9 protein-coding genes are annotated in these 12,043 nt (G+C 71.0%); 5 read left to right on the plus strand and 4 right to left on the minus strand.

Going from position 1 to position 12,043, the window contains the following annotated elements; genetic code table 11:
• Nucleotides 1-6: 6 nt before the first annotated feature.
• The 3 genes from eutB to FEZ32_RS07750 all read left to right on the plus strand — a co-directional run bounded on the left by eutB (nt 7) and on the right by FEZ32_RS07750 (nt 3,207).
• Complete coding sequence (eutB, locus tag FEZ32_RS07740) at nt 7-1,422, plus strand: ethanolamine ammonia-lyase subunit EutB (protein WP_138680360.1); 1,416 nt, start codon at nt 7-9, stop codon at nt 1,420-1,422.
• A complete protein-coding gene (gene eutC, locus FEZ32_RS07745; RefSeq protein WP_138680361.1) occupies nt 1,419-2,294 on the plus strand; it encodes an ethanolamine ammonia-lyase subunit EutC in 876 nt (291 codons plus the stop codon). The genes eutB and eutC overlap by 4 nt, the downstream gene beginning before the upstream one ends.
• Before the next feature lie 88 nt (nt 2,295-2,382).
• Entirely contained in the window at nt 2,383-3,207 is an 825-nt protein-coding gene (locus FEZ32_RS07750) for an HpcH/HpaI aldolase/citrate lyase family protein (protein WP_138680894.1), read from the plus strand.
• Between the two features lie 66 nt (nt 3,208-3,273).
• Here FEZ32_RS07750 and FEZ32_RS07755 read toward each other — a convergent pair whose 3' ends face one another.
• The 4 genes from FEZ32_RS07755 to FEZ32_RS07770 are packed head-to-tail and all read right to left on the minus strand — an operon-like array spanning nt 3,274 to nt 9,335.
• The gene (locus FEZ32_RS07755; protein WP_138680362.1) at nt 3,274-5,268 is read right to left on the minus strand and encodes a M13 family metallopeptidase; all 1,995 of its coding nucleotides are present in this window, start codon (nt 5,266-5,268) and stop codon (nt 3,274-3,276) included.
• Nucleotides 5,269-5,281: 13 nt separating this feature from the next.
• The gene (locus tag FEZ32_RS07760; protein ID WP_138680363.1) at nt 5,282-6,088 is read right to left on the minus strand and encodes a PrsW family intramembrane metalloprotease; all 807 of its coding nucleotides are present in this window, start codon (nt 6,086-6,088) and stop codon (nt 5,282-5,284) included.
• Between the two features lie 53 nt (nt 6,089-6,141).
• A complete protein-coding gene (locus FEZ32_RS07765; protein ID WP_138680364.1) occupies nt 6,142-7,332 on the minus strand; it encodes a 2-oxoacid:ferredoxin oxidoreductase subunit beta in 1,191 nt (396 codons plus the stop codon).
• Nucleotides 7,329-9,335, minus strand: a complete 2,007-nt coding sequence (locus tag FEZ32_RS07770) for a 2-oxoacid:acceptor oxidoreductase subunit alpha (protein ID WP_097798407.1) — start codon at nt 9,333-9,335, stop codon at nt 7,329-7,331. The genes FEZ32_RS07765 and FEZ32_RS07770 overlap by 4 nt, the downstream gene beginning before the upstream one ends.
• A gap of 216 nt (nt 9,336-9,551) precedes the next feature.
• Here FEZ32_RS07770 and mptB point away from each other — a divergent pair, with 216 nt between their 5' ends.
• Nucleotides 9,552-11,096, plus strand: coding sequence for a polyprenol phosphomannose-dependent alpha 1,6 mannosyltransferase MptB (gene mptB / locus FEZ32_RS07775; RefSeq protein WP_175415818.1), 1,545 nt, complete (start codon nt 9,552-9,554; stop codon nt 11,094-11,096).
• Nucleotides 11,093-12,022, plus strand: coding sequence for an enoyl-CoA hydratase/isomerase family protein (locus tag FEZ32_RS07780; RefSeq protein ID WP_097798408.1), 930 nt, complete (start codon nt 11,093-11,095; stop codon nt 12,020-12,022). The genes mptB and FEZ32_RS07780 overlap by 4 nt, the downstream gene beginning before the upstream one ends.
• Nucleotides 12,023-12,043: the final 21 nt, after the last annotated feature.

Genomic DNA, 12,043 nt, shown 5'->3' on the forward strand with positions numbered 1-12,043 from the left:
ACGCTCATGAGGTACAGCGCCCAGGCGGGCGGACACCGGTACTCCTTCGACAGCCTCGCCGTCCTGATGGGGGCGGCCACCCCGGCCCGGTCGGGTGACGAACTGGCCGGCTGTGCGGCCGGCAGCGCGGCCGAGCGCGCCGCCGCCCAACGTGCCCTGTCCGAGGTGCCGCTGACGCAGTTCCTCACCGAGGACGTCATCGACCGCGACACCGACGATGTCACCCGGCTCATCCTGGCCGGTCACGACCCGCAGGCCTTCGCCCCGGTCTCCTCGATGAGCGTGGGGCAGTTCCGCGACTGGCTGCTGGCGGTCTGTGCCCGCCCCGATGCGAGCCAAGTGCTGGCAGCCCTCAAGTGGGGACTCACCCCCGAGATGGTCGCGGCGGTGAGCAAGCTGATGACCGTGGGGGACATGATCGCGGTGAGCTCGGCGATCACCGTGGTCACCGGCTTCCGGTCGACGATCGGGAGGCCAGGAACCCTGGCCACCCGGCTCCAGCCCAACGACCCGACCGACGACCCGGCCGGGGTGGCCGCGGTGTGCATCGACGGACTCCTGATGGGATCGGGGGACGCCGTGGTCGGCGTCAACCCGGCCTCCGACAGCCCCCGCACCGTGCGGCGGCTCCTGGACCTGCTCGACGGGATCCGCTCCGGGGCCCAGATCCCCACCCAGACCTGCGTGCTCACCCACGTCACCACCACCATCGACCTCATCGAGGCGGGCGCCCCGGTCGACCTGGTCTTCCAGTCGATCGCCGGCACCCAGGCCGCCAACGAGGGATTCGGGGTGACCATCGAGATGCTGCGGGAGGCCGACCAGGCCGCCCACGAGCTGGCCCGCGGCACCGTCGGGGACAACGTGATGTACTTCGAGACCGGCCAGGGATCGGCGCTGTCGGCCGACGCCCACCACGGGGTCGGCGGGGTGCCGGTGGACCAGCAGACCCTGGAGGCCAGGGCCTACGGGCTGGCCCGGGAGTTCAACCCGCTGCTGCTCAACACGGTGGTCGGGTTCATCGGCCCGGAGTACCTCTACGACGGGCGCCAGATCATCCGCGCCGGCATCGAGGACGACTTCTGCGGCCGGCTGCTCGGCGTCCCGATGGGGGTCGACGTCTGCTACACCAATCACGCCGAGGCCGACGCCGACGACATGTCCACCCTGCTCACCCTGCTGGTCGCCGCCCGCACCGGATATGTGATCTGCGTGCCCGGCACCGACGACATCATGCTCGGCTACCAGTCCCTGAGCTTCCACGACGTGCTCACCGCGCGCCGGGTGGCGGGCCTGCGCCCGGCTCCCGAGTTCGACTCCTGGCTGGACCGGGTCGGACTCCTGGACGAGTCCGGGCGGGTCCGGGAGACCGCCCTGCCGGCGGCGATCACCGCCCTGGCGGACAGGAGCCTGGCGGCATGACGCGCACCTCGCAGATCACACCGGCATCCTTCTTCGAGGCCGTCCGGGCCGCCACTCCCTCGCGGGTCGGGTTGGGCCGCCGCGGCGACTCGCTGCCCACCTCGGCCCTGCTGGAGCTGCGGGAGGCGCACGCGGTGGCCCGCGACGCCATTCACCTGCCCCTCGACGTCGACCGGCTGTGCCGCCAGATCCGGGAGGTTCCCGAACTGGCCCGGCTGGGAGACCCCCTGGCGGTCCACTCGATGGCCGCCGACCGGTCCCAGTACCTGCGCCGGCCCGATCTGGGACGACGTCTGGACCCCTCCTGCCGGACCGAGGTGCAGGCCCCCGCCGACACCGGCAGCGGATCCGGCCGCGGATCTGAGGGCAGCGGGTCCGACGGCCGACCGAGCCTGGCGATCGTCATCGCCGACGGACTGTCGACGGCCGCCGTGGCGGCCCACGCGGTGCCGGTGGCCCGCGCCCTGGTCGCCGAGCTGGGGGAGCAGTTCCGTCTCGCCCCGCTGGTGGTGGCCAGTCAGGCGCGGGTGGCCATCGGGGACGAGATCGGCGTCGGGCTGGGGGTCGGCGAGGTTATCGTGCTGATCGGGGAACGCCCGGGACTGTCGGTCAGCGACTCCCTGGGCGGCTATCTCACCCATGGTCCCCGGCCGGGCCGACGAGACTCCGAACGCAACTGCGTCTCGAACATCCGTCCCGACGGGCTGAGTTACCGGCTGGCCGCCGCCACCCTGGCACGGCTGGCCCGCGGGGCGATGGAGCTGGGCTGTTCCGGGGTGAGTCTCAAGGACGACGGCGGACAGATCGACGGTCCCGACCGCGGCGAGATCGGGCCGGCTGGGGCTGATCGGCAGGGCCGGTCCGAGGACTGATCGGCAGGGATCCGGCGCAGCTCTGGGACCGGCGTGAAAAACTGGCGGCATGGATCCAGTGCTGCGCCCCCGCCGTTCACCCCTGTTCATGCCCGGAGCCAACGCCCGGGCCCTGGAGAAGGCCAAGACCCTTCCCTGCGACGCGATCATCATCGACCTGGAGGACGCGGTGGCCCCCGCGGCCAAGCCGGAGGCCCGCGACCGTGCGGCCCAGGTGGTGTCCTCGCGACCCTACGGGTCCCGCGAGGTGGTCATCCGGATCAATGGGATGGACACCCCCTGGTACCGGGAGGACCTCGTCGCGGCGGTCGCCGCCGGCCCCGACGCGATCGCGGTGCCCAAGGTCGGTTCGGCCGACCAGGTCCGCACCATCGCCGCCGAGATGTCGGCCGCCGGAGCCGGCCCCGAGATGTCGATCTGGGCGATGATCGAGACCCCCAGGGCGGTCCTGGACTGCCTGGCCATCGCCGAGGCCTCCGACCGTCTCGATGTGCTCGTGATGGGCACCAATGACCTCACCAAGGAGCTGCGGGCCAGCCACGTGCCCGGCCGGGGGCCGGTCACCACCGCCCTGCAGATGTGCGTGCTGGCCGCCCGGGCGGCCGGTCGGGTGATCCTGGACGGCGTCTACAACGATGTGCGCGACGCCGCAGGATTCCGCTCCCAGGCCCACGAGGCGATGCTGATGGGATTCGACGGCAAGACCCTCATCCATCCCTCCCAGGTCGGCCCCGCCAACGAGGTCTTCGCCCCGGACGCCGACGAGATCGCCGAGGCGCACGGGATCATCGAGGCCTGGGAGGCCGGGGAGGGGTCCGGCGTGGTCACCTACAACGGCCGGATGATCGAGAACCTCCACGTCGAGACGGCACGCCGGGTGCTGGCGATGGCGCAGGCCATCTCGGCCGGCTGAGCGCGTCGGCCAGCCGAGAGTCCCGGGGCGGCGCAGCGCACCGAGCCGCCCCGGGACTGCCGGGGGTCACCAGATGGTGACCCGCTGGTCGGGGTCGAGCCAGAGCCGGTTGGAGGGGGTGACGTCGAAGGCCCGGTAGAAGGCGTCGACGTTGCGCACGATCTGGTTGCACCTCAGCTCGTCGGGGGAGTGCGGATCGGTGGCGATCCGCGACCGAAGCGCCTCGTCGCGGTACTTGCCCTGCCAGATGGCGGCGTAGGACAGGAAGAACCGCTGCTGCCAGGTCAGCCCGTCGATCGGGGCGGGCTCCCCGCTGTCGGCGAAGGACAGGGTCAGTGCCAGGAAGGCGATCCCGACCCCGCCCAGGTCGCCGATGTTCTCGCCGATGGTGAGTGCTCCGTTGACGTGCGGGCCGTCGGGCTGCAGCTGGACCGGGACGAGAGCGTCGTACTGGTCGATGAGGGCCCTGGTCCTGGCCTTGAAGGCGGTCCGGTCGTCCTCGGTCCACCAGTCGCGCAGTCGTCCGTGGCCGTCGCAGGTCGATCCCTGGTCGTCGAAGCCGTGGCCGATCTCGTGTCCGATGACGGCCCCGATCGCCCCGTAGTTGACGGCGTCATCGGCGTTGACGTCGAAGAACGGCGGCTGCAGGATGGCGGCCGGGAAGACGATCTCGTTGCGCAGCGGGTGGTAGTAGGCGTTGACGGTCTGCGGGTACATCAGCCACTCGTCGGGGTCCATCGGCCCCGACAGCTTCTCGATCATCCGGTCCACCTCGAAGGAGGTGACCGCCTGCGCCGCCTCGACCAGGCCTCCCTCGGGCAGCTGGAGGCCGCTGAAGTCGCGCCACTTGTCCGGGTAGCCGATCTTGGGGCGGAAGTTCGACAGTTTGGTGAGGGCCTCGGCCCGGGTCTGCTCGCCCATCCAGTCCAGCCGGGAGATCGAGACCCGGTAGGCCTCCAGGATCCTGGCGACCAACTGGTCCATCCGCTGCTTGGCGGCCGGCGGGAAGTGCCGGGCGACGTAGAACTTGCCCAGCGCCTCTCCCATCACTGACTCCACGAAGCCGACCGCGCGCTTCCAGCGGGTCCGCAGCTGCGGGGTGCCCGACAGCACGCGGCCGTAGAAAGCGAAGTTCTGCTCGACCAGGTCTGCCGACAGGAAGGGGGAGTAGGAGCGCACCACGTTCCAGGCCGCCCAGGCCCGCCAGTCTTCGAGGCGATCGTCCCTCAGCAGCGGCTCCACCTCGTCGAAGAAGCTCGGCTGGTTCACCACCACGGTGCTCAGGACGGTCTCGGGGATGTCGGCGGCCTGCCGCCAGGTGTCCAGCAGGAGCCCGGGGTGGGACGTCGACAGGTCGGCGAAGGAGGTCGGGTTGTAGGTGGCCTGCATGTCGCGGTTGCGCACCTGGTCCCAGTGGTGGGAGGCGATCTCGGTCTCCAGGTCCATCACCCGGCGGGCCAGGGCGGCGGCGTCGCCGGGCACCGCGGCCAGCTCCAGGGAGCGCTGGACGTGGGCGAGGTAGGAGTCGCGGATCTCGGCCTTGTCGTCGTCGCGGTAGTAGGCCTCGTCGGGAAGCCCGATTCCGGCCTGACCGGTCCACGGCACGTACCGGTCCGGATCGCCGGGATCGGAGTCCTCCTCGAGGTAGAACAGTCCTGCCACTCCCCGGCGCACGCCGCGGCCGAGGAAGGCGATCAGCTCGGGGACCGAGGAGATCGACGCCACCTCAGCCAGGATCGGGGCCAGCGGGGAGACGCCGGCCGCCTCGACCGCCTCGGTGTCCATGAACCGGCGGTAGAGGCCGGCCAGCAGTCCGGCCTCGTGCTCGGTGGCCTCGGGGGCGGCGGCGACCAGATCGGCGCCATTGCCCGCCGACAGTTCCTCGAGAATCTGGTGGACGGCCTCCTCGGAGGCGTCGCGCAGCAGCCTGAAGGATCCGGTCGAGGCCTGGTCGTCGGGGATGACGGCGCGCCCCAGCCAGCGTCCGTTGACGTGGCGGTACAGGTCGTCGGCGGGGCTCACCGAGGAGTCCAGGTCGGGGAAGAGTTCAGCAGTAGTCACGAACCCACCCTATTCACCTGCCGGCAGGCCGCCCGGGGGCTCGGGAGGCGACCAGCAGGACGACCAGCACCGCAACGCTGAGGACAGCCACCGCGATGTGGACCGGCAGGCTCGACCCGGCACCGTCCCAGGCCGCGTGCAAGGCGACCGCGAGCAGGTAGGCGCCGATGGCGGTCCGCACCCCGTGCCGGGGCCGGGGGACGTCGCGCAGCCGCCACAGCGCCCAGGCCGTCATGCCGGTCCAGGCGACGTGGCCGGCCGGTGACAGCAGGGCGCGCAGCAGCAGGGTGCTGTCGACCGCGGCGACGTCTCCCCTGGTGGTCACCAGAGCGGTGAACCCGTAGCCCATCGTCTCCAGCACCGCGAAGCCGGCTCCCGAGGCGATGCCGAGCACGACCCCGAGACCCCTCGGGTGCTTGCGGTAGAAGATCAGGATGAGCACCGGGAGGATGAGTTTGACGGCCTCCTCGATGAATCCCACGGCGACCATTCCCAGCCAGGGCATGGCGGTGAGGGCCCGGTATTCCAGGAGTCCCGCCGAGGTGGTGCCGACGACGCCGCCGGCCACCGCGGTGGCCGCGATGAGGGCGCCGTGTCCCCGGGCAGGCGGGTCGACGGCGAAGGCCAGCAGCAGCACCGCGGCGGGGACGGTGACCGCCCCGACCAGCAGCAGGGTCGGGAAGAGGTTGAGGTTCTGGGTCTCCATCATCACGTCGAGGATCAGCAGATAGGCGGCGACCCCGACCACCAGGGTGATCGGGGCGCCGAACCTGCCGTACCAGGGCAGACGTCGACCGTCGGGTCGCAGGGATGTGGTCACGGTGTTCCTCCTCTGACGGGCGGGCGGCACCGACCGGCCCCGGATCGCCGACCCTAGTTCTCGATGACCTGACCATCCTCGGTGACGGTCCAGTTGTCCACCCCGTTGAGCAGAGTCTGGAGGGCGTCGTCACGGTCCTCGGGGCTGGTGTGCTCGCCGGCCGCGCGGGTGAGCTGGTCGCGGACCATGTCGTCGTAGGCGGGCTTGACGACGTCGCGGAAGATCCCGATCGGGGTCTGGGTGATCTGGCCGGAGTCGGTGAGGTGGGACAGCTCGAAGGCCAGCGAGGGATCCTCGCGGTGACTGTCGTGTACCAGGATGTGGTCGATCCCGACCTCCTCGACCGATGCGCTGGTCAGAGCGCCGGAGACCGGGTCGCGCACCACCCCGCGACTGCCGTCGGCGCCCAGCAGGACGGGCTCGCCGTCGGCCAGCCTGACGAGGTGGTCGGCGGCGTCGGGCCCCTTGATGTCCCTGTAGGCGCCGTCGTTGAAGATCGGGCAGTTCTGGAAGACTTCCACGAAGGAGGTCCCGCGGTGCTTGGCGGCGGCCCTCAGGGTGGCGTCCAGGCCCTTGCGGTCGGAGTCGATGGCCCGGCCGACGAAGGTGCAGCCGGCTCCCAGGGCCACCGACAGCGGGTTGAACGGGTAGTCCACCGATCCCATCGGCGAGGACTTCGTCACCAGCCCCTGGGCGGAGGTGGGGGAGTACTGGCCCTTGGTCAGCCCGTAGATCTCGTTGTTGAACAGGATGATCGTGAGGTTGATGTTGCGCCTCATGGCATGGATGAGGTGGTTGCCGCCGATCGACAGGGCATCCCCGTCGCCGGTCATCACGAAGACCGCCAGGTCGGGTCGGGCGATCGCGACTCCGGTGGCGATCGCCGGGGCGCGACCGTGGATGGAGTGCATCCCGTAGGCGTTCATGTAGTAGGGGAATCTCGAGGAGCAGCCGATCCCGGATATCACGACGGCATTCTCGCGGGCGATCCCCAGTTCGGGCAGGACCGCCTGGAAGGTCGACAGGATCGAGTAGTCACCGCACCCGGGGCACCAGCGGACCTCCTGGTCGGAGACGAAGTCGCGACGCTTGAGGGCGGTCAGGGCCAACGGGACGCCGGCCAGCCCCTCGCTGACCGGTGCGGCCGAGGCGGCCGGACCCGCCGGAACGGCGGTGGTGGTCGGGCCCTCGGGGACCGGAGAGGTGGTGGAGCCCGTCGGGGTGGTGATCTGGTGGGTGTTCATCGGGCCTCCTTCGAGGTGATGTCGGACGTCGAGATGTCCTGCGGGGCGGCGGCCGGCGTCGCGCCGGTGGTCTCCTCGCAGTAGCCGCACAGCACCTCGCACAGGTCGACCGGGGAGATCGGGATGCCCCGCACCCGGGTGACGCTGCGGACGTCGACCAGGAACCGGGAGCGCAGCAGCATCGCCAGCTGGCCGGTGTTCATCTCGGGGAGGACCACGCGGCGGTAGCGGTGCAGCACCTCCCCGAGGTTGGCCGGGAAGGGGTTGATGTGGCGCAGGTGGGCCTGGGCGATGGCGTCCCCGCGGTCGCGCACCCGGCGCACCGCGGCGGTGATCGGCCCGAAGGTCGACCCCCAGCCGATCACCAGGACGTCGGCCCGGCCGCTGGGATCGTCGACGGTCAGATCGTCGATGTCCTGGACGATTCCGGCGATCTTGGCGGCCCGGTCGTGGACCATCTGCTCGTGATTGGCCGGGTCGTAGGAGATGTTGCCGTAGTCGGCGGCCTTCTCCAGGCCGCCGATCCGGTGCTCCAGGCCCTTGGTGCCCGGGACGGCCCAGGGTCGGGCCAGGGTCTTCGGGTCCCGCTTGTAGGGCAGGAACCGGTCGGACCCGTCGGCCGCCGTGGCATTGGGGGCGGTGGCGAAGTGCGGGTCGATGCGGGGGATGTCGGCCAGGGTCGGGATCTCCCAGGGTTCGGCGCCGTTGCCCAGGTAACCGTCGGACAGCATCACCACCGGGGTGCGGTAGGTGATGGCGATCCGGCAGGCCTCCACGGCGGTGGCGAAGCAGTCGGAGGGGGACTTGGCCGCGATCACCGCGACCGGGGACTCCCCGTTGCGCCCGTACATCGCCTGGAGCAGGTCGGCCTGCTCGGGCTTGGTCGGCATGCCGGTGGAGGGGCCGGCCCGCTGGACGTCGACGACGACCAGCGGCAGCTCGGTCATCACGGCCAGTCCGATCGCCTCGCCCTTGAGGGTCATCCCGGGCCCGGAGGTCGTGGTGACCCCCAGGTCTCCGGCGAAGGAGGCGCCCAGGGCGGCACCGACTCCGCCGATCTCGTCCTCGGCCTGGAAGGTGACCACGTTGTGGGCCTTGTGCTTGGACAGCTCGTGGAGGATGTCGGAGGCCGGGGTGATCGGGTAGGAGCCCAGGAAGAGCTGCAGCCCCGCGCGGTTGGCGCCGGCCACCAGCCCCAGGGCGGTGGCCTGGTTCCCGGTGATCTGGCGGTAGCGTCCGGCCGGCACCGGGGCGGGAGCCACCTGGTAGCGGACGGTGAACAGCTCGCAGGTCTCGCCGTAGGCGTGACCGGCGTGCAGGGCGGCGATGTTGGCGTCCCGGATGAGCGGCTTGGAGGCGAACTTCGACCTCAGGAACCGGTCGCTGGGCTCCAGCGGACGTCCGTAGAGCCAGCTGAGCAGCCCCAGGGCGAACATGTTCTTCGAACGCTCGGAGTTCTTGCGGCCCAGGTCGAACTTCTCGACGGCGCCGACGGCCAGGGAGGTGAGGTCGAGCTCGACCACCTGGTAGGACTCCAGGGTCCCGTCGGTGCGCGGGTCCGCGTCGAACTGCGCCTTGGTGAGGTTGCGCTTGGTGAACTCGGCGGAGTCCAGCAGGATCAGCCCGCCGCGGCGGACGTCCTTGAGGTTGGCGGCCAGGGCCGCCGGGTTCATCGCCACCAGCACATCGGGCTGGTCGCCGGGGGTGACGATGTCGTAGTTGGCGAAGTGGACCTGGAAGCTGGAGACGCCGGGAATGGTGCCCTGGGGGGCGCGGATCTCGGCGGGGAAGCTCGGCAGGGTGGAAATATCGTTGCCGTGGACCGCCGACTCGGCGGTGAACCGGTCCCCGGTGAGCTGCATGCCGTCGCCGGAGTCGCCGGCGAACCGGATGACGACCCTGGGCAGGGGCGTGACCTCACGTGGGGCCGATGCAGGGGTGCTGGACGGCGCCGTACTTGCGGTGTGCACTGGTCGTGTGGGCACTGAGACCTCTTTCCTCATGATGGTTCTCAGATGTGGCCGATTTGCGAGACTACCAGCCCGGGGCGCCCGGGCCGGGCGGGGACATCGACCGTCCACGGATAGGGTGGTGCGGTGCACAGTGCGGGCTTGCCGGGGGACCATCGGGTGGTCGCCCAGACTCGACGGGGGGACCCCTCGCCCTCCCCGTGGCAGCGGGTCCTGAGGTTCGCCCGCCGCGGACTGGTGAGCTACCTGATGGCGTGGTCCAGCCCGGTGGTGCTGATCGGGCTGGCCGGCACCGCTCTCATCGCACTGGGATCACTGACACCCGCCTATCTGCCCAACAACTCCCCGTGGTGGTCGAGGCTGGGACGGTTCGGGCTGGTGGGGCCGAGCTGGCGGTTCGTCGGCACCGCCCTGGTCCTCACCGGCCTGGCCCTGCTGATCGACTCCTGGTTGCGGCTGCGACCGGGTCGCCGGTCCGCCGGCTCCGGATGGTTCCGGGCCGGCGTCCACCCATGGGCGGTGCTGGGGGTGTGGGGGCTACCCTTCCTGCTCGCCCCGCCGATCTTCAGCCACGACGCCTACTCCTACGCCGCCCAGGGATGGCTGGTCATCAACGACATCAGCCCCTATGACGGCTACCCCGGGCTGCTGCCCGGCGCCTTCGCCGACCAGGTGGCCCAGGAGTGGCGCTACACCAAGACCCCCTACGGTCCGCTGGCCATCCAGATCCAGCACCTGATGGTCGAGTTCGCCGGACAGAACCCCTACTGGTCCGCGGTGGCGATGAGAATCCCGGCACTGCTGGGGGTCATCCTGATAGGCATCCTCAGCTCACGGCTAGCCCGGCGCACCGGTCACGACCCGCACTTCGCCGCCTGGTTCGCCACCCTCAACCCGATCCTGGTGATCGACTTCATCGGCGGGGCGCACAACGACTCCCTCATGATGGGCCTGGTGGTGCTGGCCCTGTTCGTCGCCACCCTGGGGCGGCGCTCCTGGGTGCTCGGCGCCCTGATCGTGGGGGTCTCGGCGGCCATCAAGCAGCCGGCCTTCATGGCGGCCCTGGCACTGCCGCTGATCCGCCACCCGATGAGATCCTGGCGCGGCCGGGAGGTGAGCCTGGCGCTCACCCGGATCCTCACCTCGCTGGCCCTGTCGGTGATCTCGTTCTGCGTGGTGTCGTGGCTCACCGGCCTGGGCTTCGGCTGGTACCACGCCGTCGGGGTGCCCGGGATGGTCATCACCGTCTCCCCGGCCACCCTCATCGGGCTGGGGGTCCGCCAGGTCCTCAACCTGGTGGGTGCCACCGGTGCGGCGGTCGGTGCGATCCAGGTGAGCCAGACGATCGGGCTGGCCTGCGGCATCGTCGTCATCGTCGTGCTGGCCGTCCGGGAGCTGCCGCGCCGGCCGCTGACCTTCCTGGCGCTGGCCTATCTCACCGTCACGGTGGCCGCCCCGGCCCTGCACTCGTGGTACGTGCTGTGGGGATTCCTGCTGCTGCCGCTGGTCGACGACGCCGCCCGCTACGTCCGGCCGGCCACCTGGACCACCACCGCCCTGCTGGCCTACGGAGCGGTCAACCTGTCGTGGCGCAACGACTACCTCTCACTGGGGGTGGTGGCGGCCATCATGCTGGTGGTCACCATGATCTGGCACGAGCGCAGAACCGGCCAGGCCTGGACCAGGCGGGGTGCGTTCCGGCGCGGACGCCGCAGCCGCGTCGGTCCCGAACCGTCCTCCCGACCGTCCTCCGGGCCGGTCTCCGGAGAGCCTGCAGACAAGGAGCAGCAATGAGTGATCTCATCATCAGCCGCGATCCCACCGGGGTGTCCATCGAGCTGAACCGGCCACGGGCCATCAACTCGCTGTCCGGCCGGATGCTGGCGGCGATCGGCACCGAGGTGGCCGGGGCCCGGAGAGTCGATCTGACCGGGGCCGGGCCGAAGGGATTCTGCGCCGGCGCCGACATCCGCGAGCTGCGCACCCTGGCGCTGAGCGATCCCGAGCAGGCCGGGGAGTGGCTCGACGTCGAGTACACCATCGACCTGGCGATCGCCCGGGTCGGCACCGGGACCGCCCATCTGCACGGAATCAGCATGGGGGGCGGTCTGGGGCTGTCCCTGCGGCTGTCGCGGGTGGAGGCCCGGCAGGACCTGGTGCTGGCGATGCCGGAGGTCGGGATCGGGCTGTGGCCCGATGTCGGGGCCACCTTCGAGCTGTCGCGGGCACCGAGGCTGGCGGGCCGGCACCTGGCGATGACGGGATGCTCCATCGACGCCGCCTCGGCGCTGTGGGCGGGACTGGTCGACGTCGTGGTCGACGAGAACGGCCGGCAGCTGGACGTCGACCCGCAGGCCAGCGCGCTGGCCCGCTCGGCCCACTGGATCGAGGCCTGCTACGACTCGGCCGACCCGGTGGCGGTCGTCGAGGCCCTCAGGAGACGACCGGAGCCCCAGGCCCGCAGCACCGCCGACCTCATCGCCACCCGCTCCCCGCTGTCGGTGGCGGTGGCCCTGGAGGCGGTGCGTCGGGCCGAGCACGCCGGCAGTCTCGAGGAGGTGCTGGACACCGACCGCAGGCTCGGCCGGTCCTTCATGAGGCGGTCCGACTTCTGCGAGGGGGTCCGGGCCCAGCTGGTCGACAAGGACCACCACCCGAGGTGGCGTCACGCCGGCCTGGCCGACGTCACCCGGGCCGAGGTCGAGAAGATGTTCGGGTAAGTACCCCGCCGGGCGTGGCAG

This window comes from Acidipropionibacterium jensenii (genome assembly GCF_005890135.1).
Lineage (GTDB): Bacteria > Actinomycetota > Actinomycetes > Propionibacteriales > Propionibacteriaceae > Acidipropionibacterium > Acidipropionibacterium jensenii.